22 protein-coding genes are annotated in these 25,153 nt (G+C 62.2%); 16 read left to right on the top strand and 6 right to left on the bottom strand.

What is annotated here, in order from left to right; genetic code table 11:
- Positions 1 to 191: 191 nt before the first annotated feature.
- From plsY to Q0601_RS23515, 4 genes are read right to left on the bottom strand one after another with little or no spacing between them, the layout of a single operon-like run.
- Positions 192 to 773, bottom strand: coding sequence for a glycerol-3-phosphate 1-O-acyltransferase PlsY (plsY, locus tag Q0601_RS23530; RefSeq protein WP_305292437.1), 582 nt, complete (start codon positions 771 to 773; stop codon positions 192 to 194).
- Positions 770 to 2,056, bottom strand: coding sequence for a dihydroorotase (pyrC, locus tag Q0601_RS23525; RefSeq protein ID WP_305292435.1), 1,287 nt, complete (start codon positions 2,054 to 2,056; stop codon positions 770 to 772). Before pyrC ends, plsY begins: the two co-directional genes overlap by 4 nt.
- Positions 2,049 to 2,621, bottom strand: a complete 573-nt coding sequence (locus Q0601_RS23520) for an aspartate carbamoyltransferase catalytic subunit (protein WP_305292433.1) — start codon at positions 2,619 to 2,621, stop codon at positions 2,049 to 2,051. The genes pyrC and Q0601_RS23520 overlap by 8 nt, the downstream gene beginning before the upstream one ends.
- A complete protein-coding gene (locus Q0601_RS23515) occupies positions 2,618 to 3,580 on the bottom strand; it encodes an aspartate carbamoyltransferase catalytic subunit (RefSeq protein ID WP_305292431.1) in 963 nt (320 codons plus the stop codon). The genes Q0601_RS23520 and Q0601_RS23515 overlap by 4 nt, the downstream gene beginning before the upstream one ends.
- Before the next feature lie 181 nt (positions 3,581 to 3,761).
- Between Q0601_RS23515 and Q0601_RS23510 the strand changes: the two genes are divergently transcribed.
- The 3 genes from Q0601_RS23510 to Q0601_RS23500 are packed head-to-tail and all read left to right on the top strand — an operon-like array spanning position 3,762 to position 6,523.
- Positions 3,762 to 5,132, top strand: a complete 1,371-nt coding sequence (locus Q0601_RS23510; protein ID WP_305292430.1) for an MATE family efflux transporter — start codon at positions 3,762 to 3,764, stop codon at positions 5,130 to 5,132.
- Between the two features lie 48 nt (positions 5,133 to 5,180).
- Positions 5,181 to 5,417, top strand: a complete 237-nt coding sequence (locus Q0601_RS23505; RefSeq protein ID WP_305292428.1) for an Lrp/AsnC ligand binding domain-containing protein — start codon at positions 5,181 to 5,183, stop codon at positions 5,415 to 5,417.
- Positions 5,417 to 6,523 carry a pyridoxal phosphate-dependent aminotransferase gene (locus Q0601_RS23500; protein WP_305292426.1) on the top strand — a complete coding sequence of 369 codons (1,107 nt, stop codon included), beginning with the start codon at positions 5,417 to 5,419 and terminating at the stop codon, positions 6,521 to 6,523. The genes Q0601_RS23505 and Q0601_RS23500 overlap by 1 nt, the downstream gene beginning before the upstream one ends.
- Before the next feature lie 190 nt (positions 6,524 to 6,713).
- Here Q0601_RS23500 and Q0601_RS23495 read toward each other — a convergent pair whose 3' ends face one another.
- Entirely contained in the window at positions 6,714 to 7,538 is an 825-nt protein-coding gene (locus Q0601_RS23495) for an alpha/beta hydrolase (protein ID WP_305292424.1), read from the bottom strand.
- A 220-nt stretch (positions 7,539 to 7,758) separates the two neighbouring features.
- Here Q0601_RS23495 and Q0601_RS23490 point away from each other — a divergent pair, with 220 nt between their 5' ends.
- The 3 genes from Q0601_RS23490 to Q0601_RS23480 are packed head-to-tail and all read left to right on the top strand — an operon-like array spanning position 7,759 to position 12,964.
- Complete coding sequence (locus Q0601_RS23490; protein WP_305292422.1) at positions 7,759 to 8,820, top strand: efflux RND transporter periplasmic adaptor subunit; 1,062 nt, start codon at positions 7,759 to 7,761, stop codon at positions 8,818 to 8,820.
- Positions 8,817 to 9,917 carry an efflux RND transporter periplasmic adaptor subunit gene (locus Q0601_RS23485; protein WP_305292420.1) on the top strand — a complete coding sequence of 367 codons (1,101 nt, stop codon included), beginning with the start codon at positions 8,817 to 8,819 and terminating at the stop codon, positions 9,915 to 9,917. Before Q0601_RS23490 ends, Q0601_RS23485 begins: the two co-directional genes overlap by 4 nt.
- A complete protein-coding gene (locus Q0601_RS23480; RefSeq protein ID WP_305292419.1) occupies positions 9,914 to 12,964 on the top strand; it encodes an efflux RND transporter permease subunit in 3,051 nt (1,016 codons plus the stop codon). Before Q0601_RS23485 ends, Q0601_RS23480 begins: the two co-directional genes overlap by 4 nt.
- A 73-nt stretch (positions 12,965 to 13,037) precedes the next feature.
- Here the strand turns inward: Q0601_RS23480 and Q0601_RS23475 are convergent, their stop codons facing one another.
- On the bottom strand, positions 13,038 to 13,985 hold the full coding sequence (locus Q0601_RS23475) for a LysR family transcriptional regulator (RefSeq protein WP_305292417.1): 948 nt from the start codon (positions 13,983 to 13,985) through the stop codon (positions 13,038 to 13,040).
- 135 nt (positions 13,986 to 14,120) lie between these two features.
- Here Q0601_RS23475 and chvE point away from each other — a divergent pair, with 135 nt between their 5' ends.
- From chvE to Q0601_RS23425, 10 genes are all read left to right on the top strand, one after another.
- The gene (chvE, locus tag Q0601_RS23470; protein WP_305292415.1) at positions 14,121 to 15,176 is read left to right on the top strand and encodes a multiple monosaccharide ABC transporter substrate-binding protein; all 1,056 of its coding nucleotides are present in this window, start codon (positions 14,121 to 14,123) and stop codon (positions 15,174 to 15,176) included.
- Between the two features lie 87 nt (positions 15,177 to 15,263).
- Complete coding sequence (gene mmsA / locus Q0601_RS23465; RefSeq protein WP_305292413.1) at positions 15,264 to 16,784, top strand: multiple monosaccharide ABC transporter ATP-binding protein; 1,521 nt, start codon at positions 15,264 to 15,266, stop codon at positions 16,782 to 16,784.
- A gap of 5 nt (positions 16,785 to 16,789) precedes the next feature.
- Positions 16,790 to 17,971: a multiple monosaccharide ABC transporter permease gene (gene mmsB / locus Q0601_RS23460; RefSeq protein WP_119751401.1), complete on the top strand. Its 1,182-nt coding sequence runs from the start codon at positions 16,790 to 16,792 to the stop codon at positions 17,969 to 17,971.
- A 3-nt stretch (positions 17,972 to 17,974) separates the two neighbouring features.
- Entirely contained in the window at positions 17,975 to 18,958 is a 984-nt protein-coding gene (gene araD1, locus Q0601_RS23455; protein WP_305292409.1) for an AraD1 family protein, read from the top strand.
- Between the two features lie 9 nt (positions 18,959 to 18,967).
- Entirely contained in the window at positions 18,968 to 20,710 is a 1,743-nt protein-coding gene (gene araD / locus Q0601_RS23450; protein ID WP_305292406.1) for an L-arabinonate dehydratase, read from the top strand.
- Positions 20,710 to 21,621 (top strand): Gfo/Idh/MocA family protein, encoded by a 912-nt coding sequence (locus Q0601_RS23445; protein WP_305292404.1) that lies wholly within the window; start codon positions 20,710 to 20,712, stop codon positions 21,619 to 21,621. Before araD ends, Q0601_RS23445 begins: the two co-directional genes overlap by 1 nt.
- A 10-nt stretch (positions 21,622 to 21,631) precedes the next feature.
- The gene (locus Q0601_RS23440) at positions 21,632 to 22,477 is read left to right on the top strand and encodes an SMP-30/gluconolactonase/LRE family protein (RefSeq protein ID WP_305292403.1); all 846 of its coding nucleotides are present in this window, start codon (positions 21,632 to 21,634) and stop codon (positions 22,475 to 22,477) included.
- Positions 22,474 to 23,454: an aldose epimerase family protein gene (locus Q0601_RS23435; RefSeq protein WP_305292401.1), complete on the top strand. Its 981-nt coding sequence runs from the start codon at positions 22,474 to 22,476 to the stop codon at positions 23,452 to 23,454. Before Q0601_RS23440 ends, Q0601_RS23435 begins: the two co-directional genes overlap by 4 nt.
- Complete coding sequence (locus Q0601_RS23430; protein WP_305292398.1) at positions 23,451 to 24,356, top strand: 2-dehydro-3-deoxygalactonokinase; 906 nt, start codon at positions 23,451 to 23,453, stop codon at positions 24,354 to 24,356. Before Q0601_RS23435 ends, Q0601_RS23430 begins: the two co-directional genes overlap by 4 nt.
- A complete protein-coding gene (locus tag Q0601_RS23425; RefSeq protein ID WP_305292396.1) occupies positions 24,353 to 24,985 on the top strand; it encodes a 2-dehydro-3-deoxy-6-phosphogalactonate aldolase in 633 nt (210 codons plus the stop codon). The genes Q0601_RS23430 and Q0601_RS23425 overlap by 4 nt, the downstream gene beginning before the upstream one ends.
- The last annotated feature ends 168 nt before the right edge of the window (positions 24,986 to 25,153 follow it).

The raw sequence follows: 25,153 nt of genomic DNA, 5'->3' as shown, positions 1-25,153 counted from the left end.
AAGCCGGGGGGCGCCACCCTTTCGCGGGGGCGGGGTTTTTGCGAACCGGCGGTTTTGTGGCGGCCGGGGGGGGCGGGGGGGGCGCCCCCCGCACCCCCGAGGTATTTGGACAAAGAAGAAGGGGGAGGAGGGGAGGCGATCCGGTCAAGCGCTATAGCTGTTTGCGGGGGTGGGTCTGCCGCGTGGCGGGATTACTTCCGGCCGATACGCGGTTCCGAGCCGTCCAGAAGCCGGGAAATATTGGTTCTGTGCCGGATGAAGATCAGTACGGCCATGAACAGGCTGACCGGAATCAGATCGAATCTGCCCATGGCCCATGCCAGAATGGGGGAGAACGCGGCGGCCAGCAGGGCCGACAGGCTGCTGATGCGGCCAAGTGCGGCGGCCAGAAGCCAGATGGCACAGGCGCCAAGGCCAAGCGGCCAGTGCAGTGCGATCAATGTGCCAAGGAAAGTCGCAACTCCCTTGCCGCCTCTGAAGCCCAGCCAGACAGGAAAGCAATGGCCCAGATAAGCGGCGCCGCCCGCCAGTATCGCCGCCGTATCGCCCGCGAAATAACGGGCAAGCAGAACTGCGGCGGCGCCTTTGCCGGAATCCAGCAGCAGCGTCGCCAAAGCGGCGGGCCTGCTGCCGGTGCGCAGCACATTGGTCGCGCCGATATTGCCCGATCCGATATTGCGCAGATCCCCCAGCCCCAGGAACCGGGCTATGATCATGCCGAAAGGAACCGAACCCAGAAGATAGCCCAGCACTGCCCACAGGATCAGCGTCATTCCTTGCCTCCGAAGACGCGCTTTCCGGCAACCCATGTGCCCAATACGCGCCCCTCCATCCTTGCGCCGTCGAAAGGGGTGTTCTTGGATTTCGACAGTAGTCTGAAACGGTCCAGCACAAAAGGCGCATCGGGATCGAACAGCACCAGATCGGCGGGCGCGCCCTTGGCCAGCCGCCCGGCGTCAAGTCCAAGCCTGCGGGCGGGGTTCAACGCCAGCGCCCGCCAAAGCTGCGGCAGGCTTAGCCCGCCCTGATGGTAAAGCCGCAAGGCGGCAGGCAGCAGCGTTTGCAGGCCGACCGCACCGGGGGCGGCGGCCTCGAATGGCAGGCGCTTTGATTCCTCGTCCTGGGGCGTGTGGAAACTGGCGATCACGTCGATCAGCCCATCGGCAACGGCCTGCACCATGGCCAGCCGGTCGGTTTCCGGTCGCAGTGGCGGGGTGAAGCGGAAGAAGGTGCGGTAATCGCCGACATCGTATTCATTCAGCGTCAGATGGTGAATCGAGACGCCTGCGGTGACATCCAGCCCGGAATCATGGGCGCGCGCCAGGGCGGGCAGGGCGCCGGCGGTCGTAACCTGATCGGCATGCCAGCGACAGCCGGTCATGGCGACCAGAGAAAGATCGCGTTCCAGCCCCATCACCTCGGCCACGGGCGAAACCGAGGGGATGCCGTAAAGCGAGGCGAATTTGCCGCTTGTGGCTGCCGTGCCTTTCGACAGGCCGAAATCCTGGGGATGACCGACGATCAATGCGTTCAGGCCACGCGCATAGGTCATGCAGCGGGACAGAAGCTTGGTATCGGTGACGACACGGACGCCATCGGTAAAGGCAACCGCGCCCAGATCGGCCAGAAAGCCGATCTCGACCATCTCGCGCCCTTCGCGCAATTTGGTCAGTGCCGCCATGTGCCTGATATTCACCGGCGCATCCGCGGCCCTGCGCGTCACGAATTCCAGCGATTCAGGGTTATCGATAGGCGGCATTGTATCGGGCCGCGCGATCACCGTCGTCACGCCGCCCGCCGCAGCCGCAAGCCCTGCGCTGCGGAAGCTTTCCTTGTGCCGTTCTCCGGGCTCGCCGATCTTGACGCCCCAGTCGATCATGCCGGGGGCCAATGCCCGCCCCTCGCAATCGATCACCGCCGCACCCTCGGGCGGGGCTTCATCGGGGGCGCCCGTCCCCTCGATCTGTCCGTTTTCGATCAGCAGGCTGCCCATTGCGTCGGTTTGCGCCTCGGGGTCGATCAGGCGGGCATTGGTGAAAAGGGTGGTTTCAGTCATGTCGTTGCCCTGTTGGTCGGCTTTGACGCAAGAGTTCGTCCCGTAGGGTAGAGATCATCGAAAACACCTCGCGCGGGTTCGCAATACGTTCGAGTCCGATTTTCTGGCTCAGACCGCGCCAGCTATGGTGTTTGGCAAAATAGACGTTGCCGGGGTTTCGATCTGTCAAATCGATGTTTTCCAACCGCTCGAGATGCCAGCTTTCAAGGCTGCGGCCCATGAGAGGTAAATTTCTGGCAATCATCGTGCGCCGGTTGGTAAGGGTGTAATAGGTTCTGCGGCGGACCATTTGCAGCCATAAAAACGGATACAAGACGAGCGCCATTCCGACAGAAAAATGCAATATGCCGAACATCCAGATAAAACCGCCTGCCGTCATGGCGGCCATTATCCAGATCAGTGCAATTCCAGAAAATATAATGCCGAAAGGAATCTGGAAATAGTCAAAGGGCCGCAAACTTATCCCCGGTTTAGGGCGGCCCCGCCATTGCAAGATTTCTCCCGGCAGCAGGATATCTGCCCAGTCATCAGGTCCGGCGGAAGGCATGCTGTTCTTCCCATTCATACCATGACTCCCGCTGCGGCCTTGCCCCGCTCGGCCCGCAGGTTCCGTGCCAGAAGGTCAAGCGCGGCCATGCGTACGGCCACGCCCATTTCGACCTGATCCTGAATGACGGAACGGTTGATGTCATCCGCGATCGTCCCGTCTATCTCGACGCCGCGATTCATCGGGCCGGGATGCATGACGATGGCATCGGGCGCGGCAAGCGCCAGTTTTTCCGCATCCAGACCCCAGCGGTGATAATATTCCCGCTCGGACGGGATGAAGCCGCCATCCATCCGTTCCCGCTGGAGGCGCAGCATCATGACGACATCCGCGTCTTTCAATCCCTCGCGCATGTCCTCGTAAATCTCGACGCCCATTTCGGCCACGCCCGACGGCATCAGGGTCGAGGGGCCGACAAGGCGGATCCGGTTCTCCATCTTGCCCAGCAGGATCAGGTTCGAGCGGGCCACCCGGCTATGGGCGATATCGCCGCAAATGGCGATTGTCAGGCGATGCAGCCGGCCTTTGCTGCGGCGGATGGTAAGCGCATCCAACAATGCCTGTGTCGGATGTTCATGCCGCCCGTCGCCGGCATTGACGACGGCGCAATTGACCTTTTCGGCCAGAAGATTGACCGCGCCGGAATGCGGATGGCGCACGATCAGCAGATCGGGATGCATGGCGTTCAGGGTCAGTGCCGTGTCGATCAGCGTTTCGCCCTTCTTCACGCTGGAATGCGCCATGGCCATGTTCATCACATCCGCGCCCAGTCGCTTGCCCGCCAGTTCGAAACTGGCCTGCGTACGGGTCGAGTTCTCGAAGAACATGTTGATCTGGGTCATCCCGGCCAAAGCGTCGGAATGTTTCACCGTCCGTTGATTGAGCGCGACATATTCCTCGGCCAGATCCAGCAGGGTGGTGATCTCCGCGGGCTTCAGATGATCGATACCCAGCAGGTGACGGGCGCGGAAAGTCATGGGCGGCCTCGAGTCGCAGTGGCGTTGCCTTTCTATCGCAGAAGCCGCCCGGTGCGGCAAGACGCCCCGGGGACTTGAGTATCATCACCTATGGCCACGCCGCCCGCCGCTTTCCGCCGCCTTTCAGCCGATAGCCGGGATTTCGATTGCCGAGTGTGATCAGCCCGGATATGGCAATCCGATGCACCGTTATCGCCCTCATATCACCGCGACGCTGTGGCTTGGCCTCCCGTTGATCGGCAGCCATCTGGCGCGTATGGCCATCGAGGTCAGCGATACGGTGATGATGGGCTGGTACGGGGTCGATGAACTGGCCGCGCTGGTCATTGCGGGATCGTTCCGTATCACGCTGTTCTTCCTTGGCATGGGCTTCGGGACGGCGGTAATGGGCTTGATCGCCACTTCGGTCGCCCGCGGCCATGAGCCCGAGGTCCGCCGCGCTGCCCGCATGGCGCTGTGGTTGTCGATCCTGTTCTCGATTCTGGTCATGCCGCTGATGTGGTATTCCGAGCCGATCCTGATCGCATTGGGGCAGAACGCCGAAACCGCCGCCATGGCGCAGCAATATCTGCGGATTGCAGGTTGGGGGTTGCTGCCCATGCTTTGCGGGCTGACGCTGAATTCCTATCTGGCGGCGCTTGAATGGCCCAATGTGATCATGTGGATCACGCTGGCGGGACTGCCGGTGAATGTGGCGCTGAACTGGGTGCTGATCTTCGGTAATCTGGGTGCGCCCGAACTGGGTGTGCGCGGCGCGGCGATCGCTACACTGATCACGCTGACGATGCAGCTGGTGATACAGGTCGCCTATTGCGCATGGCTTCCCGAGGCGCGCAAATTCAAGCTGTTCCAGCGGTTCTGGCGCCCGGACTGGCAGGCATTCTTCGCGGTCGCGCGGCTTGGTCTGCCGATTGGCCTGACCATGCTTGCGGAAGGCGGGCTGTTCGTGGCTTCGAATGTCATGATGGGCTGGATCGGGACACAGCAGCTTGCCGCCCATGGGATCGCCCTGCAGATTTCCTCGATCACCTTCATGGCGCATCTGGGACTGTCTAATGCCGCCACCGTCAGGATCGGGCAAGCCAAGGGGCGCGGGGACGCGGGCTGGATGCGCGATGCCGGCGTGACAGTGACGGCGCTTTCGATGAGCGTCGCGATGATCGCCGTCGCCATCTATCTTCTGTTCCCCGAAGCGCTGGTCAGCCTTTATCTCGACCCGAACGATCCGCAGCGCCCTGCCATCATCGCCATCGGAGCAAGCCTGCTGTTCTTCGCCGCGCTGTTTCAGTTCACGGATGCCCTGCAGGTGGTTGCGCTTGGGCTGTTGCGCGGAGTGCATGACACCCGCGTGCCGATGCTGATCGCCGGTTTCAGTTACTGGATCGTGGGCATGCCGGTCGCCTATGGGCTGGCCTTCATCGCCGGGATCGGCGCTCCGGGGCTGTGGTTGGGGCTGGTCTTCGGGCTAAGCTGCGCCGCCGCCTTGCTGCTGATGCGTTTTTGGCGCGGGCATGCGAAGGGGGACTGGACCCGGCCTGTGCCTGCGGTCTAACCTGCGCCCGATATCGGCATCCCGTATAATATGAGCAGGAGGTTAGCCATGCGTCCCGTTTTCGTGCAGTTCCGCTGCGAACCCGGCAAAACCTATCAGGTCGCCGAGGCCATCTATGACCGGGAGATCGTCAGCGAGCTTTACTCGACCTCGGGCGAATACGATCTGCTGGCCAAGGTCTATATCCCCGAAGATGAGGATGTCGGGAAATACCTGTCAGAAAAGCTGTTCGATATCCCGCATATAAGCCGCACCCTGACCACGATGACCTTCCGGGCGTTCTGATGGCGAAACCGCTTGCCTTCGCGCCGATCCCGGCCGGTTTGCCCGCGACGGTGCCCTTTATAGGCCCTGAAACCCTGCAACGGCAGCGCGGCCGCCCCTTCGCCGCCCGACTTGGCGCGAATGAGAACGGGTTCGGCCCCAGCCCGAAGGCGGTGCAGGCGATGCGCGAAGCGGCGGCGGAGATCTGGCAATATGGCGACTCGACCAGCCATGATCTTTTGCAGGCGCTGGCTGCCCATTTATCCGTTCCGCCCGCGCATATCGTCGTGGGCGAAGGGATAGACGGTCTGCTGGGGTTGCTGGTGCGGTTGTTGATCGCACCGGGCGATGCCGTGGTCACCTCGGACGGGGCCTACCCGACCTTTAATTATCACGTTGTTGGGTTCGGCGGTGCATTGCACAGGGTGCCTTATCGTGACGATCACGAGGATCTGCAGGCATTGATGGTCCGCGCCCGTGAAACCGGGGCGCGGCTGGTTTATCTGTCCAATCCCGACAACCCGATGGGAAGCTGGCATGACGGCGCGGCGATCGAGGCCATGCTGGACGATCTGCCCGACGGCGCCTTGCTGCTGTTGGACGAGGCCTATATCGAATTCGCCCCGAACAGCGCCATTCCCCGGATTGCCGCCGACGATCCCCGCGTCATTCGCATGCGCACCTTTTCCAAAGCTTATGGCATGGCAGGGGCAAGGATCGGTTATGCATTCGGGCACCCGGATCTGATCGCGGGTTTCGAGCGTATCCGCAATCATTTCGGCGTAAACCGGATTGCGCAGGCCGGGGCATGGGCGGCGCTTGCCGATCACGAATGGCTGGCGCATATCCGGCAAGAGGTCGCGGCCGCCCGTGACCGCATCGCACGAATCGCATCCGATAACGGCATGCAGCCGCTGCCTTCCGCCACGAATTTCGTGACCGTCGATACCGGTCGCGACGGCGCTTTTTCCCGTAATCTCGTCGCTTGGCTGGAGGAAGAGGGCATCTTTATCCGTATGCCGGGTGTTCCGCCGCTTGACCGCTGCATCCGCATCAGCTGCGCCCCGTCGGACGAGCTGGATATCCTGGCAGAAATCCTGCCGCGTGTCCTTGCCCGCCACGGTTGAGCCGGATGCACATTTAAAAAGCTTGCTTTCCCTTCGTCGCTATCGCTCCTCATCCGCCGGGATATCCGGACGAAGAAGAAGGTGGGTTTTTGCTTCTTCTTCATGGCAAGGAAATATCCCCGGGGTCCGGAGCTGGTTCCGGTTCAGAGGACCCGCCGATAACGGCGCAGCGCCCGACCTGCCGCCCGGATCAGCCCAGCAGTCTGCATGTCAGCGGGCTGTCGGGGCGGGTAAGCGCCTCGATCACGTCGTAATGGTGACGGCCGGGATCGATGACGCAATCGGTGGCCGCACCCAGTCCTGCCCATATATCGGCCAGAAGCCGCGCCTGGCGCAGGAATTCGGGCCGCTCGGCGCCCCCGACCCATGTTGTGACCGGAATATCCGGGCGCGGCGCCAACAAGGCCGGGCTCTCGCTTCGCGCCTCGGCCATGTCGATGGCCAGGACATCATTCATCGCCGTCCGCATCATCGCACGCAGATCGGCAAGCGGCGAAATCGGCACGCAGGCGGAAATGCGGGACGCCACCCCGTTGGGCAGGGTGGCGTCGTCGCAGATCATCCGTGCCGCCAGATGCCCTCCGGCGGAATGCCCGGTCAATGCGACAGGCCCGGCGATCCGTCCGGCCGCGTCGGAAATGACCGATGCGACCTGGCGGGTCATCTGCGCGATACGCGCACCGGGGGCAAGCGTGTAACCGGGCATCAGCACCGCCCAGCCGCGCGCGACCGGCCCGGCAGCCAGATGCGACCAGGTCGCGGGGCCGGTTTTCATCCAGAAACCGCCATGAATGAATACGGCCAGCCCCTTTGCCGTGTTCTCAGGCAGGAACAGATCGCCGCCGTCGATTTTTTCCTGACGCGCCGTCTGGCGAAAGGCGGCGGCCGCGGCTTCCCACTTTGCCGGGTAGTCGTTTCCGCCCGGGATATGCGCGGCATTCGCATAGGCGTCGTCCCAATCTTTGACCTGATACAGCATCCGCAGCCTCTTTCCGTTTCCCTTGAGTGTTGCCATTGTTATCACCCATATCAAGCCGGGTGAAATGGGGCCGGCGTCGATCATGGGCGGATTTCCGGTGCCGGGCGTAATATGCGATGGATGGAGCCGCTCGATATTCTTCGGAATGCAAGCCGGGCTCTGCTCAATTCCGTAAAAATCCGATATGACGTTGCGACAGGGGACTTTCCATTAGCGAGTTCCCAAAGCAAGAATACGTGGTTAACGGGGCACTGCCATGATCAACAGATATCTTGCGCCAATCCTGATTGCATTTCTGCCGGTGTCCATCGGCTGGGCCGAAACGGACAATCTGCGGGTCGAATTCGTGACCGCCGAGGAAAAACCCCTGCTGCTCGATTTGCGGCTTTCGGGGACGATGGAAGCAAGTGACAGCGTCGATCTGGGGTTCCGTCAAAGTGGGCGTATTACCGAAGTGCTGGTCGAAGAGGGGGATCATGTCGCGCGGGGCGATCCGCTGGCCCGGCTTGATTCGGTGCAGCAGGAACAGGGGCTGAACGTGGCCGAGGCCAGTCTTGCCGCCGCCCGCGCGACTTACGAACAGGCAAAACAGGCTGCCGACCGGGCAAACGCCATGCTGGAACGCGGTGTCGGAACGCGCGCGGCCCGCGATCAGGCGGCGCAGGCATTATCCGAGGCGGCAGGGGCGGTCGAGCGCGCCGAAAGCAGCGTCGATCAGGCGCGTCGGGCTTTGGACGAGGCGGTGCTGCGTGCGCCGGACGATTCGGTGGTGACGGGGCGCGATATGTCGCCGGGGCAGGTCGTGGGCGCGGCGCAGCCGGTGGTGTCCCTGGCCAGCGTGGGCGGGCTTGAGGCGGTGTTCAACTCTCCGGATCATCCATTGCTGGACAGCGCGATGGGGGCCGAGGTCAGCCTGACCACGATCGATGTCGAAGGGCCGGAAATGACCGCGACCGTGACCGAAATCGCGCCGCTTGTCGATCCGGCCACCGGTACGGTCACGGTCCGCGCAAGAATCGAGAACGGCCCGGAAGGTGTCGCCCTTCTGGGTGCTGCTGTCCGCGGGCAATTGCGGGTGCATAGCGATAGCGGCATCGTGGTGCCCTGGACGGCACTGACCCGGCAGGGGAAGACGGCGGCGGTCTGGATCGTGGACGAGCAGGGAGAGGTCAGCCTTGCCCCGGTCGAAATCAGTCATTTCTCGGATCATGGCGTGTATCTGTCTGCTGGGCTGGAGCCTGGGCAGATCGTGGTCGGCGCGGGCTCGCAATTGCTTTATCCGGGACGCGTCGTGGAAGCCGCGGGGGGACAGCCATGATACGGATGACGATACTGGCCTGCACGGCGATGCTGGCGGCGTTTCCGGCCGCGGGGTTCGAATTGCCCGACTGGCTGGGCTTTCGCGGCGAGGCCGCGACCGAACAGCCGCCGCGCCCGGTCGTGACCGAGATCGTCGAGGATCGCGGTGACGATGCCCGTTCGCTTCCCGGAACGATTGCCTCCAAGACTCAGGTGACGATGGCGTTCCAGACCCTTGGCCGGATGATTTCGCGTCATGTGGAGCTTGGCGATGCCGTCGAGCAAGGCGCGCTTCTGGCGGAATTGGCGACCGAGGATCTGGCGGCCACGACCCGCGCCGCCACTGCCGCGGTCGATGCCGCAGAGGTGCAGCTTTCCACCGCCCGGACCACGCTGGAGCGGACACAGGCGCTGGCCGGGCGTGGTGTTGCGTCGGACGCGCAGCTTGAACAGGCACAGCGGGCCATGGCAGCGGCACAGGCCACAGCCGATCAGGCGAATTCGGAGTTGATCCAGGCGCAGGATGCCGAGGGCTTTGCCAGAATGACCGCGCCTTTCGCCGGAGTGGTCAGTGCGGTTTACGAGGCGCCGGGTGCGGTGGTCGACGCAGGCGGCCCGATCCTCCAATTATCGGCGGAAGACGGGCGCGAGGCATTGCTTGACCTGCCCGAATCCGCTCTTGCGGCATTGCCGGACAATGCCGTGTTCACCATCTGGCAACGCAGCGCGCCGGAACGGACCGTTACCGCGACGCTGGACCGGATCGAGCCGCTGGCGGATATCGCGACGCGCACCAGAAGGCTGCATCTGACATTGCCGGCGGATGCGCCTTTCCGGCTGGGCACGCTGATCCGGGCGCGGGTCGGCACACCGGGCGAGCCCGCACTGACGCTGCCCGACGGGGCGATCTTTCAGCAGGACGGTCAGCCGCATGTCTGGCGGGTCAGCCGTGAAGGAGAGATCGGGCAGGTTCAACCGGTGCCGGTAGGCATCGGACTCAGTTATCGTGGCCGGGTTCTGGTCACGGATGGGCTTGCCATCGGCGATGAGGTGGTCATCCGCGGCGTGAATTCGCTGGAACCCGATCAGAAGGTGGGACGGAGGGTCGAACCGTGAGCCGCTTCAATCTTTCGGACTGGGCGCTGCATCACCGCAGCTTTGTGTGGTTCCTGCTGGTTCTGTCGCTGCTTGCCGGTGCGCTCAGCTATATGAATCTGGGCCGCGAGGAAGATCCGAATTTCACCATCAAGACCATGGTGATCTCGGCCGCGCTGCCGGGAGCGAATATCGAGGATACCCTGAAGCAGGTCACTTCGCGTATCGAAACCAAGCTGGAGGAACTGGACGAACTGGATTTCACCCGCTCGGTCACGATGCCGGGGCAGGCGGTGGTCTATGTCGAATTGCTGCCGACCACGCGCGGCCCCGAAGTGCCCGAGATCTGGCAGCGCGTGCGCCAGATGATGTCCGATATCCAGCCGGAATTTCCACAGGAATTTCAGGGCTTTCAGTTCAATGACGATTTCGGCGACGTTTTCGGCAATATCTATGCGTTCACGGCCGACGGCTTCACGCTGCGCGAAATGCGCGACCGGGTCGAGACGATCCGCAAGCGCGTCGCGGCGCTTTCCGCCGCCGGCAAGACCGAGCTTCTCGGCGTGCAGGATGAACGGATCTATCTTGAATTCTCGACCGCGCGACTGGCGGCGCTTGGCCTGAATCAGCAGCAGGTCATGGAGACGCTGGCCAATCAGAACGCGATTGCCCCTTCGGGTGTCGTGCAGGACGGCCCCGAGCGGGTCCTGGTCCGTGTCGGCGGGCAGTTCGATGATGCCGACTCCATCTCTGCCGTCAATCTTCGCGTTGGCGAGCGGTTCTTTAATCTGGGCGATGTGGCGACGATTACCCGGGGCTATGAGGACCCGCCCGAAGCCCTGTTCCGCTACAAGGGCCAGCCCGCGATAGGTTTGCAGATCGGGATGCGCGAGGGCGAGAATATCCTTGAATTCGGCAAGGAGCTTGATCTTCTGATGGACGGTGTCGCCCGCGACCTGCCAGTGGGGATCGAAATGGCAAAGGTCGCCGATCAGCCGCATGTCGTGGATGAGGCGGTCGGTCATTTCGTGCAGGCCCTGGCCGAGGCGGTGATCATCGTCCTGATCGTCAGCTTCGTCAGTCTTGGTTTCCGGGCCGGGTTCGTCGTCACTCTGACCATTCCGCTGGTTCTGGCGATTACTTTTGTCATACTTGAACTTTACGGCATCACCCTTCAGCGGATCTCGCTGGGCGCTCTGATCATCGCGTTGGGCTTGCTGGTCGATGATGCGATGATTGCTATCGAAACGATGATCTCGCGGCTTGAGGTCGGGGAATCCCTGTCCAAGGCGGCAAGCTATGCATGGACCTCGATCGCCTTCCCCATGCTGACCGGCACTCTGGTGACGGTGGCGGGGTTCATTCCCATCGGCCTGAACAATTCGGCGGCGGGCGAGTTCACCTTTTCGCTTTTCGTGGTCATCGCGGTGTCGCTTCTGATCTCGTGGATCGTGGCGGTGCTTTTCGCGCCGCTGCTGGGCGTGACCTTCCTGAAAGAGAATCTCGCGCATCATCAGGAGCGAAAGGGCTGGCTGCGCCGGGGGTTCCACCGGCTCCTGCGGGCGGGAATGCGATTCAAATGGGTGACCATCGCTGTCACTCTGGCGATATTCGGGATTTCGCTTTGGGGCATGCAATTCGTCGAACAGCAATTCTTCCCCGATTCCGACCGGACCGAGGTGCTTGTCGATATCGGGGAACGGCAGAACGCCTCGATCACCAAGACCCGCGAGGATATGGACCGGCTTGAATCCCATCTGGCCGATAACGACGACGTGCTGTTCTGGACCTCCTATGTCGGGCGGGGCGCACCGCGCTTCATCCTGTCGATGGATGTGCCCACGCCGGGGCCACATATGGGCCAGATCGTCATCCAGACCCCCAGTGCCGCGGCCCGCGACAGGGTCAAGAACATGCTGAACGACCTTGCCGTCACGGATTTCCCGGGCGTCGATATCTATGTGAAGAATCTCGAGATCGGGCCGCCGGTGGGCAAGCCGGTGCAATATCGCGTCAGTGCCCCCGGCACGGATCAGGCTCGCGATGCCGCGCGGGGACTTGCCGCCGTGCTGGCATCCGAGCCGCGCCTGCGCGATATCGCGCTGGACTGGAACGAGCCCGCCCGTGTGATCCGGCTCGAGGTCGATCAGGATCAGGCGCGCAAGCTTGGCGTGTCCGGGCAGGATATCTCCGAGGCGCTTTCGGCGGTGTTCTCGGGCAAGACGATAACGCAGTTGCGGGACGATATCTTCCTGATCAATGTCGTGGCGCGCGGCGTCGATACGGACCGGCAATCGCTGGATTCGATCCGCAACCTTCAGCTTCAGACGGGATCGGCCGGAAATATCCCGCTGATGTCGGTCGCCAGCCTCGAATACGATACCGAACAACCCCTGATCATGCAGCGCAACGGTCTGCCGACGGTGACTGTCAAGGCGGCGATCAATGGCGACGATCAGCCCGCGACGCTGGTGCAGGCACTGGACGGCGCGGTGTCGGATTATGCGGCCACGCTGCCCGAAGCGGTCAATATCGAAATAGGAGGCTCGGTCGAGACCTCGGGCGACAGTCAGGAGCCGATCGCGGCGGTCGTGCCGGTCATGCTGCTGATCATGGCGCTGCTGGTCATGGCGCAGATGCAAAGCATCCGCCTGTCGCTGATCGTCTTTGCCGCTGCGCCTCTGGGGCTGATCGGCGTCGTTGCCGTATTGGTGCCCTTCGGCGTGCCGATGGGTTTCGTCGCGATCCTTGGGATATTGGCGCTTATCGGCATCCTGATCCGCAATTCGGTCATCCTCGTTCACGAGATTCAGGTGCTTCTGGAAAAAGGCAGGTCGAAATGGGATGCGGTATTCGAGGCATCGGACAGCCGCGCCCGGCCCATCCTGCTGACAGCGGCGGCGGCTTCGCTGGCGCTGATTCCGATCGCCCGGCAGGTGTTCTGGGGACCGATGGCATTCGCCATGATGGGCGGGATCATCGCGGGTACGCTGGTGACGCTGATCTTTGTTCCGGCGCTTTACTGTGCCGTGTTCGGAGTGCGCCGGCCCGACCCGGAAACGGAGTGATTGCCGCGATGCCACGTTACGCCGCTCGGCAGAGCCACAGGCAACCGGCATTTCCGGCCAACCCCCGAATGCTCTAACCGGGTTCCGGGCGCTTGTCGGAAAGGCGGATGATGGTGCTTTGAAGCCTTTGGGCCAGCGGGGTCAGCACGCGGCGACGCAGGCTCAGCAGGTAATAGGGCGAGACCCGGATGTCATGCGGCGTCCGCAGAACCGAGAAACCGGCATTGATGGGCGGCTGGGTCAGCATCCGGGCCAGGTCTTCGGATAGCGGCGAAACCGCGTCGCTATTCGACAGATAGGCGATCGTGAACAGCAGCGACGCGCTGTTCACGATCCTTGTGGGTTCCGGGATCCCGACACCTGCAAACGCCGCCAGAGTGGCCTCGCGTATCGGGGCGCCGCGGGTCTGCATGATCCATTCATATTCCAGAAGCTGCGTCAGCGTGACCGGATCATGCCGTGTCATCGGATGACCTGCCCGGACCAGGAACCGGACCCTTTCGCCCGACATTTCACGGATGTTGAAATCCTTGCTGTCGAATTCCGGCAGGATGCGGGCAAGCGCCAGATCCATTTCACCCGCGGCCAGATATGTCAGCAATTCGCGCGACGGCTGCACATCGACGGTGATCTCGGCCTTGGGGGATGTCGCCTTCACCTCGCGGATGGCCGAGACCACGATGTCGACGGCCGGGCCGGTCACCGCGCCGATCCGGACCGATCCCGCCTCGCCGCCTTTCATTTCCCGGATATCGCTGGCCATGCTGCCATATTCCCGCAGGATGGCCTGCGCACGTCGCAGGACCGAAAGCCCGATCTCGGTCGGCTCCATGCCCTTGGGCTGCCGCAGGAACAGTCTGGCGCCGATCTTCTGCTCGATACCCGCAAGCATGCGCGAGGCGGCCGGCTGCGTCATCCCGCAGGCTTCAGAGGCCATCTGAAGCTGTCCGTGCTGTGCGATCTCTTGAATCAGGCGCAGCTGGACAGGTTTCAGGAGTGAGTGGGTGTTGGGATATGACATATCAAACAAGGTATGTGGATTGCAGATTTTGGCATTTTACAGTCAAGACGACGTTTTGGTAAAGCAATCCGTGTACCGCGGTTTCCGGCGGTCATTTTTGTCAGATAAAGAAGTCTGCCAATCAGGGAGGTTACCATGAAATTCAAGGTCGCAGCGGTTGCGCTGTCGCTTGGCATGTCCGGGTTTGCGTTCGGGGCCATGGCTGAAACAATCGGCATCGCCATGCCCACCAAGTCATCCGCGCGCTGGATCGACGATGGAAACAACATGGTCAAGCAGTTCCAGGAGGCGGGATACGACACCGACCTGCAATATGCCGAGGACGATATCCCGAATCAGCTTGCCCAGGTCGAGAACATGATCACCAAGGGCGTCGACGTGCTGGTCATCGCCGCCATCGACGGCACCACGCTGTCGAACGCATTGGCGAATGCGGCGGCCGCCGATATCAAGGTGATCGCCTATGACCGCCTGATCCGCGATACGCCCGATGTCGACTATTACGCGACCTTCGACAATTTTCAGGTCGGCGTGCAACAGGCTAATACGGTGGTGCAGGGCCTCAAGGAACGTTTTCCCGATGTGAAGCCGTGGAATGTCGAATTGTTCGGCGGAAGCCCGGACGACAACAACGCCTATTTCTTCTATGACGGTGCGATGTCGGTATTGCAGCCGATGATCGACTCGGGCGAGATCGTCATTCCGTCCGGCCAGATGGGCATGGACACGGTGGGGACGCTTCGCTGGGATCCGGCGACCGCGCAGTCGCGGATGGATAACCTGCTGTCGGCCAACTATACCGACAAGGAAGTGCATGGCGTGCTGTCGCCCTATGACGGCCTGTCCATCGGCATCCTGTCCTCGCTGAAGGGCGTCGGCTACGGTTCGGGCGATCTGGCGATGCCGATCGTCAGCGGTCAGGACTCCGAGGTGCAGTCGGTCAAGTCGATCATCGCGGGCGAGCAATATGCGACGATCTTCAAGGATACCCGCAAGCTGGCCGAAGTCACCGTCGATATGGTGAACGCGATGCTGGAGGGCGAAGAACCCGAGATCAACGACACCGAGACCTATGACAACGGCGTCAAGGTCGTACCGTCTTATCTGCTGGAGCCGGTGGCCGTGGACAGTTCGAACTGGGAAGAGGTCCTGATCGGTTCGGGCTATTACACCGAAGACCAGCTGAAATAAGTCCGATTTGCGGAAACAAGCCATTGCAGGCCGCCCCCTTTCCGGGCGGGCGGCCCGCGCAGGTACAGCCAGCACCGGAGTGAAGGCATGACCGCGCTTTTGGAAATGCGCAACATCACCAAGACCTTTCCGGGCGTCAGGGCACTGGACAATGTCAGCCTGACAGTCCGCGAAGGTGAGATACACGCGATCTGCGGCGAAAACGGCGCAGGGAAATCCACGCTGATGAAGGTGCTTTCCGGGGTCTATCCGGCCGGCAGCTATGACGGCGAGATCATCTATGACGGCAAGCCCGCCGAATTTCGCGATATCCGCGAAAGCGAGGAACTGGGCATCATCATCATCCATCAGGAACTGGCGCTGGTTCCGCTTCTGTCGATCGCCGAGAATATCTTTCTGGGCAATGAGCGCGCGGCGAATGGCGTCGTCAACTGGCGCGAGACCTTCCGGCAGACCGAGGGGCTTCTGGCCAAGGTCGGCCTGCGCGAGCCTCCGGGTGTGAAGGTGGACAGTCTCGGTGTGGGCAAGCAGCAGCTTGTCGAGATCGCCAAGGCCCTGTCCAAGAATGTGCGCCTGCTGATCCTGGACGAGCCGACCGCCGCATTGTCGGAATCGGACAGTCAGGCGCTGCTGGATCTTCTGCTGGAACTGAAGGGGCAGGGCGTTACCTCGATCATCATCAGCCACAAGCTGAATGAGGTACGCAAGATTGCCGACGGTGTCACCGTGATCCGTGATGGCGCGACGATTTCGACCATCGATGCACATCAGGGCGATCTGACCGAAGACAGGATCGTGCGCGATATGGTCGGGCGCGACATGGCGAACCGTTATCCCGATCGCGAGCGTCGCGCGGGCGAGATCGTGCTTGAACTGAAGGACTGGAACGTCTTTCACCCGCTTCATGCCGACCGCCAGATGATCCGGGATCTGTCAATGGAGGTCAGGGCCGGAGAGGTGGTCGGCATCGCCGGGTTGATGGGTGCAGGCCGGACCGAACTCGCGATGAGCGTATTCGGGCGCAGCTATGGGCGGAATATTTCCGGGCAGGCGTTCATGCACGGAAAACCGGTGGACCTGTCCACGGTGGACAAGGCGATTGCCGCCGGGCTGGCCTATGTGACCGAGGATCGCAAGACCCTTGGCCTGATCCTCGAGGAAACCATCCGCCGCAATACCATCCTTGCGAATCTGGACGGAGTTGCGAATGGCGGCATCGTCGATGAGAACCGCGAAACCGCCGTCGCCGAGAAGTATCGCGCCGCATTGAACATCCGCACGCCGGGCGTCTTCCAGAAGGTCATGAACCTGTCGGGCGGAAATCAGCAGAAGGTCGTCCTGGCCAAATGGTTGTTCACCGAGCCGGAACTGCTGATCTTGGACGAACCGACGCGGGGGATCGATGTCGGCGCGAAATATGAAATCTACAATATTATCAACGATCTGAGCGCTGCGGGCAAAGCCGTTGTCATGATCTCGTCGGAAATGCCCGAACTGCTGGGCATGTGCGACCGGATCTATGTCATGAACGAGGGCAGATTCGTGGGCGAACTGCAAGCAGAGGACGCCTCGCAAGAGCGGATCATGTCGCTGATCGTCAGGGAGTAGGAAATATGGAACAGGCCAGCAAGGCGCCGGGGATCGGCAGTTACATTTCCAGGCATATCCGCGAATACGGGCTGCTCTTTGCCCTGATCGCGATCATGTTGTTCTTCGAAATCGTGACCGGGGGCACATTGCTGCGGCCGGTCAATATCACCAACCTGTTCCTGCAGAACAGCTATATCATCATCATGGCGCTGGGCATGCTTCTGGTGATCGTGGGCGGCAATATCGATCTGTCGGTCGGGTCGGTCATGGGCTTCATCGGTGCATTGGCCGCTGTCATGGTGGTCAGCATGAAGCTGCCCGTAGGCGTGGCGATGATCGTCTGCCTTGCGGTGGGTGCCGCGATTGGCGCGGTGCAGGGCTATTTCGTGGCCTATTGGAAAATTCCGTCATTCATCGTGACGCTCGCGGGGATGCTGGTTTTCCGGGGATTGTCCCTGTGGCTGCTTGCCGGGCAATCCATCGGCCCCTTCCCGCGTAATTTCCAGATGATCTCGACCGGGTTCATTCCCGATCTTTTCGGCCCGGACAAGCCCAATATCCTTGCCATTGCGGTTGGTGTGACAACCGTTCTCGTGCTGATCTGGCTGGCGCTGCGCAACCGCGCCCGCAATGCGCGCTATGGGATCGAGGATGAGCCCTGGGGATTGTTCCTCTTGCGTAACGCGATCATCTCTTTCGCGCTGCTTTTCGTGACCTGGAAGCTGGCCTGGTTCCGGGGCCTGCCGAATGTGCTGATGCTGATGGTGGTCCTGACGGTTATCTATGTTTTCCTGTCCGAACGCACGACCATGGGGCGGCGCATCTATGCGGTGGGCGGCAATGCGAAGGCCGCGAAACTGTCGGGGATACGGACCGAGCGGCTGACCTTCCTGACTTTCGTCAATATGGGATTGCTGGCGGCGCTTGCGGGGCTGGTCTATGCCGCGCGGCTGAATACGGCCACGCCCAAGGCGGGCTTCGCCGTCGAACTCGACGTGATCGCCGCGGTCTTTATCGGCGGTGCCTCCATGGCGGGCGGTTCGGGCAAGATCGTCGGCGCGGTGGTCGGCGCGTTTATCATGGGTGTCATGAATAACGGCATGTCGATCCTTGGCATCGGCATCGATTATCAGCAGGTGATCAAGGGGCTGGTGCTTCTCGCCGCGGTATTCTTCGACGTCTACAACAAGAACAAAGAGGGCTGAAACATGCATCTGTCCCAGATCCGCCTGAACGATGGAGCACGCGCGGTCGCCCTGCGCGAGGGCGAGAGGGCGCATGTCGTCCGGGATACGGCCAGCACCTATGAGCTTGCACTGGCGGCAATCGCCGCTGGCCGCAAACTGGGTGAGGAAATCGCGGCCCGCGGGCTGGGCGAAACTGTCGATCTTGCCGTCGCCTTGTCCGAGGGGCGTGTGCTTCTGCCGCTGGATCATCCCGATCCCGCCCATATGCATCTGACCGGGACGGGGCTGACGCATACCGGCTCGGCCTCGGCGCGGGATTCGATGCATCATGGCGTCGATCCGGACGCATTGACCGACAGCATGAAGATGTTCCGCATGGGCGTGGAAGGCGGGAAACCTGCCAATGGCGTGGCCGGTGTGCAGCCCGAATGGTTCTACAAGGGCAATGGCCATGCGGCCACCGCGCCCGGGGCGGCGTTGCTTTCTCCGGAATTCGCGTTGGACGCGGGCGAAGAGCCCGAGCTTGCAGGGCTTTATATCGTCGCGCCCGATGGCCGGCCGTTCCGGCTGGGCTTTGCGCTTGCGAATGAATTCTCGGATCATGTGACCGAGCGTGGTAATTATCTGTGGCTGGCGCATTCCAAACTGCGCCCGGCAAGTTTCGGCCCCGAAATCCTGATCGGCGATCTGCCGGACCATATCGATGGCGAGTGCCGGGTTCTGCGTGACGGCGCGGCGATCTGGGAAAAGCCGTTCCTGTCGGGCGAGGCGAATATGTCGCACAGCATCGCCAATCTTGAGCATCATCACTTCAAATACGATCTGTTCCGGCAACCGGGCGATGTGCATGTGCATTTCTTCGGAACCGCGACGATTTCCTTCGCGGATGGCGTATCGGCCCAGCCCGGCGACATATTCGAGATCAGCAGTGCACCTTTCGGCCTGCCGCTTCGCAATCCGCTGCAAATTTCCGATTCCGGTCCTGTTCATATCGAAACGCTGTAAGGGCCTGTCATGAGCTTTACCCCCGCACCCTGGCCCCGCAGACTGCGCTCGCAGGAATGGTATGGCGGCAATAGCCGCGATACGATCTATCACCGCGGCTGGCTGAAGAATCAGGGCTATCCGCATGACCTGTTCGACGGGCGTCCGATCATCGGTATCCTGAATACCTGGTCGGACCTGACGCCATGCAATGGGCATTTGCGGGAACTGGCCGAAAAGGTGAAGGCGGGTGTCTGGGAAGCCGGCGGTTTTCCGGTCGAGGTGCCGGTATTCTCGGCCTCGGAAAACACGTTTCGCCCCACCGCGATGATGTTCCGCAATCTGGCCGCCCTTGCCATCGAGGAAACCATTCGCGGTCAGCCGATGGATGGCGCGGTGCTGCTGGTCGGTTGCGACAAGACCACGCCAAGCCTGATGATGGCGGCAGCCTCGACGGATATTCCCTCTATCGTCGTCACCGGCGGGCCGATGCTGAACGGTTATTTCCGGGGTGAGCGGGTCGGTTCCGGCACCCATCTGTGGAAATTCTCGGAAGCCGTGAAGGCGGGTGAGATGACGCAGGAAGAGTTTCTGGAGGCCGAGCAGTCCATGTCTCGGTCATCCGGCACCTGCAACACGATGGGCACGGCCTCGACCATGGCCAGCATGGCGGAAGCTTTGGGCATGGCGCTGTCCGGCAATGCGGCGATCCCGGCTGTGGACAGCCGCCGCCGTGTCATGGCGCAGCTTTCCGGGCGGCGGATCGTGCAGATGGTCAAGGACGATCTGAAACCTTCGGATATCCTGACCAAACAGGCATTCGAGAACGCGATCCGCACCAATGGCGCCATTGGCGGCTCGACCAATGCGGTGGTTCACCTGCTGGCGCTTGCGGGGCGGGTCGGTGTGGATGTGACGCTGGATGACTGGGACCGTTGCGGGCGCGATGTGCCGACTATCGTGAACCTGTTGCCGTCGGGCGAATATCTGATGGAGGAATTCTTTTATGCTGGGGGTCTGCCGGTCGTCATCAAGCGGCTGGGCGAGGCGGGTCTGCTGCATAAGGATGCCCTGACTGTCTCGGGGTTGACGATGTGGGACGAGGTGAAGGATGTCATTAATCATAACCCGGATGTTATCCTGCCCACCGAAAAGGCCCTGACACCGCAGGGCGGTATTGCGGTTCTGCGCGGCAATCTGGCTCCCTCAGGGGCGGTACTGAAACCCTCGGCGGCCAGCCCGCATCTGTTGAACCATCGGGGCCGCGCCGTCGTGTTCGAGGATATCGACGATTACAAGGCGAAGATAAACGACGACGGCCTCGATATCGACGAAACCTGTGTGATGGTGCTGAAGAATTGCGGCCCCAAAGGCTATCCCGGCATGGCCGAGGTAGGAAATATGGGCCTGCCGCCCAAGGTGCTGAAAAAGGGCATTACCGATATGGTGCGGATATCCGATGCGCGCATGTCGGGCACCGCCTATGGCACCGTGGTCCTTCATACCAGCCCCGAGGCGGCGGCGGGCGGAACTCTGGCTGTCGTGCAGGATGGTGACATGATCGAACTGGATGTGCCGAACCGCCGCCTGCATCTTGAGATCAGCGATGAAGAACTGGCCGCGCGTCTGGCGGAATGGCGGCCAAGGCATGAGCGGCCCGCCAGCGGCTATGAATGGCTGCACCAACAGCACGTCACCGGCGCGGATACCGGTGCCGATCTTGATTTCCTGAAAGGATGCAGGGGCAATCCGGTCGGAAAGGACAGTCACTGATGAAAATCGCTTTGGCCGGCATCGGCAAGATCGCTGTGGATCAACATGTGCCCGCAATCGCGGCCAGCCCCGATTGGGAACTGACCGCGACCGTCTCGCGCAGCGGCAGGGTCGATGGTATCGAGGCGTTCACCGGGATCTCGGAAATGCTGGCTGCGCGCCCGGATATCGAAACCGTCAGCCTTTGTCTTCCTCCGGTTCCCCGCTTTGCCGTGGCGCAAGAGGTGCTGCGTGCGGGACGGCATCTGATGCTGGAAAAGCCGCCCGGTGCAACATTGTCCGAGGTGCATGCGCTTGAGCAATTGGCGCAAGCGCAGGGTGTCAGCCTGTTTGCGACATGGCATTCCCGCATGGCTTACGGCGTGGCCGGGGCGAAGGCATGGCTTGCCGGGAAACAGCTGCACCGGGGCCGCATCATCTGGCGCGAGGATGTGCGGAAATGGCATCCCGGGCAGGACTGGATTTTCGAGGCCGGAGGCATGGGCGTGTTCGATCCGGGCATCAACGCCCTGTCGATCCTGACCGAGATCCTGCCGATACGCCTGCATTTGACCGGCGCCGAGATGGATTTCCCCGCGAACCGTCAGGCCCCCATCGCCGCGCGGCTGGATTTCGCGCAGAATATCCATGCCGATTTCGACTTCCGTCAGGAAGGCCCGCAGACATGGGACATGGAGTTCGAGACAAGCGGCGGTCATCTGGCCCTGCGTATGGGAGGCAACATGCTTGAGATCGACGGCAAGGAAGCTGCGGGCGAAAGCGATATCATGGGTGAATATCCCGCGCTTTACGCCCGTATGGCGGAACTGGTGCGCGGTGGGCGCAGCGATGTGGATCTGTCGCCGATGATGCTGGTCGCCGACGCGTTCACGCTGGGCCGTCGCAACACGGTTGAAGCTTTCGAATTCTGAAGGAGTGCGGATGGCCGGGATCTATGACGAGCGTATTTGCGAACTGGGCGAGGGGGCGCTGTGGCATCCTGAACGTGGCCAGTATTTCTGGTTCGACATCCTCGGTCGCAGATTGTTGTCGCGTCACATGGGCGAGGCGCAGGAATGGCCGTTCGACCGGATGGCTTCGGCGGCTGGCTGGGTGGATGCCGATCATCTGATGATCGCGCATGAGCATGGTCTGGGCCTGCTGAACCTGACAAGCGGCGAACTGAAGCCGGTCGCCGCGATCGAAGCCGAAAAGCCCGAAACACGTTCGAATGACGGGCGGGCAGACCGTCAGGGCGGTTTCTGGTTCGGGACGATGGGCAAGCAAGCAGAGCGGGGCGCAGGCGCGATTTACCGGTATTACAGGGGTGAAATCCGTCGCGTGGTCGACCGGATCACCATCCCCAACGCGATCTGCTTTTCTCCGGATGGGGAAACCGCCTATTTCGCCGACACGAAAGAGCAGAAAATCTGGACCCTGCCGCTGGCTCCGCAGGGCTGGCCCAGGGATGAACGCAGGCTTTTCCTTGATTGCGGTCTGCTTGGCCTTAGCCCGGATGGCGCGGTCACCGATTGTGAAGGCGCGCCTTGGGTTGCCTGTTGGGGTGCGGGGGCAGTCATCCGCTTCGGGCCGGATGGGCGGCAGAAGGACAGGCTTGGGGTCGGGGGCAGGCATTCCAGTTGCCCGGCATTCGGCGGCGCGGATCTGGATGAAATGCTTGTCACCACCGCATGCGAGGGCATCGACCATCCCGACGCCGCGCAGGGGGTGACCTATCTGGTCCGGCCCGCCGTGAAAGGGCTGCCGGAACCACAGGTAGTATTGTGAGTGCCCGGACCGTCTGCACCCTGCCGGACGGGCGCGCTGTACAAAGCATCGAGATCGGGTCAGGCGGGCTAAGCGCGCGGATCCTGACGCTTGGGGCGATCGTGCAGGATTTGCGGCTGGATGGCGTGGGTCATCCGCTTGTCCTCGGCTCTCCCTGCATTGAGGATTACCTTGGCCCCACGCGCTATTTCGGCGCGATCGCGGGGCGTTTCGCCAACCGTATCGGGGGCGGCAGATTTTATCTGGATGGCAAGGAATACAGCACCGACCGGAATTTTATCGGGCGTCACACGCTGCATGGCGGGCATGACGGCGCGGCCTTTCAGAATTGGCGGATCACCTCGGTCGCGCCGGACAAGGTCAGCCTGACGCTGCATCTGCCCGATGGCCATATGGGTTTTCCGGGGAACCTGCATGTGCAAGCCGATATCGGGTTGACCGCGGATTCCCTGATTATCGGGATCACGGCCGAAACGGATGCCGCGACGCCTTGCAGTTTCGCCCATCACGGCTATTTCGACCTTGATGGCGGCGGCGATATTCGTAATCACTCGCTGATGATTCACGCCGATACCTATCTTCCCACCAATGATGAGCTTATCCCGACGGGCAGGATCGCGCCGGTGGCGGGAACGCCTTTTGATTTCCGCGATCTGCGCGGGATCGGTAGCGCGGGCTACGACCATAATTTCTGTCTGTCCGACGGGCCGCAGCCGCTTCGCCCGGTCGCGCGTCTGGTTGGCGAAAGCGGGCTTGGGATGCGGGTCGAGACGACAGCCTGCGGCTTGCAGCTTTATGACGGCGCCGGGATCAAAGGCGTTGCGGGACTCGGGGGGCGCATATATGGACCCTGGGCCGGGGTCGCGCTTGAAACGCAGCATTGGCCCGACGCGCCGAACCGTCCCGGTTTCCCGTCCGCGATTCTGAGACCGGACAAGAGGTACTCCGAAACCACCATTTACAGGTTCATCCAATGACCGCCCGATTGATCGCCATCGACTGGGGCACCAGCTCTTTCCGGGCGTGGTTGCTGGGCGATGATGGCGGAGTCATCGAGGAAATTCCCTCGGGGCCGGGCATCATGGCGGTCGCGGGTGGAGGTTTCGAGGAATGCTTCTCGACGCTGCTTTCTCCTTGGCTTTCACGCTGGCCGGATCTGCCGGCCATTGCCTCGGGGATGATCACCAGCCGCAATGGCTGGGTCGAGACGCCTTATCTGCCACTGCCGCTTGATGCAAACGGGTTGGCCGCCTCGCTGCTGCGCCATGTCACGCAGGATGGGCACGAAGTTCATTTCACCGCCGGCGCCGTGAAAAACCCCGATCACGGCGTGCCGGATGTCATGCGCGGCGAAGAGGTCGAAATCTTCGGTCATCTGGCCGGGCAAGAGCATGCGGATGGCCTGTTCATCCTGCCGGGCACGCATAATAAATGGGTTCAGGTCGCGAATGGCGTGCTGTCCGATTTCCAGACCTGCATGACCGGAGAGATTTTTGCCCTGCTTTACAAGGACTCGATCCTTGGGCGGCTGGCCACGGATGATCCGGCCGATCCGGCTGCGTTCGGGCGCGGAGTTGCGGCCGGCCTGTCCGGGGGATCGTTGATGTCGCGACTGTTTTCCGCCCGTTCGCTGGCCCTGATGGGGCGTCTGGAGGGCGGGGATATCGGCGATTACCTCTCGGGTCTGCTGATCGGGGATGAGCTGGCGGTCCGGCTGCCACTTCCTGATGAGCCTGTGACGATCATTGGCCGTGGCGATCTGGCGGAACGATATGCTAACGCCATGGCGCAGGCCGGAGCTACGGCGGTCGTGGCACCGCCCGGCATGGCGCGGGCCGGGCTATGGGAAATCGCGAAACTGGCAGGATTGGTTGAATGATGGATTGGAACAAGGCTTTTATAAGCTGTCCGCTGGTGGCGATCCTGCGCGGCATCCAGCCGGAAGAGGTCGAAGATGTGGCCGAAGCCCTGATCGGTGCCGGCTTTACCCAGATCGAGGTTCCGCTGAATTCTCCTCGTCCGTTCGAGAGCATCTCACGTTTTGTCCGATATTGCGGCGACAGGGCTGTGATAGGGGCGGGCACCGTTCTGACGCCCGGGCAGGTGATCCAGGTCGAAGAGGCGGGAGGACGCCTGATCATCGCACCCAATTTCAACCCCGATGTGGCTGTGGCCGCTGCGGATCGTGGACTGATCTACGGTCCCGGTGTGGGAACGGCGAGCGAGGCGTTTTCGGCGATTGCGGCCGGGGCGGCGTTTCTGAAGCTGTTTCCGGCAGAGATGATCCCTCCGGCTGCCGTCAAGGCATTGCGGGCGGTTCTGCCGCAGGAATCCCGTCTGCTACTGGTCGGGGGCATAAATCCCGATACGATGGCCCCTTACCGAAAGGCCGGTGCTGATGGGTTCGGCCTGGGTTCGGCGTTGTATAAACCGGGGATGCCTGCGGCAGAGATCGGCGAGCGGGCGGCAAAATTTATTGCGGCGTGGTTATCGGATGGATCGGCCTGACCCCATCCGGAACAGGTCACGCCGAACCGGAGATGCCGGTTATTTGCGTCCCGCGATGGGGGGGGGGGGGGGGGGGGGGGGGGGGGGGGGGGGGGGGGGGGGGGGGGGGGGGGGGGGGGGGGGGGGGGGGGGGGGGGGGGCGGGGGGGGGGGGGGGGGGGGGGGGGGG

This window comes from Paracoccus wurundjeri, assembly GCF_030678915.1.
GTDB lineage: Bacteria > Pseudomonadota > Alphaproteobacteria > Rhodobacterales > Rhodobacteraceae > Paracoccus > Paracoccus onubensis_A.
This window is presented reverse-complemented; position numbering and strand designations above follow the sequence as displayed.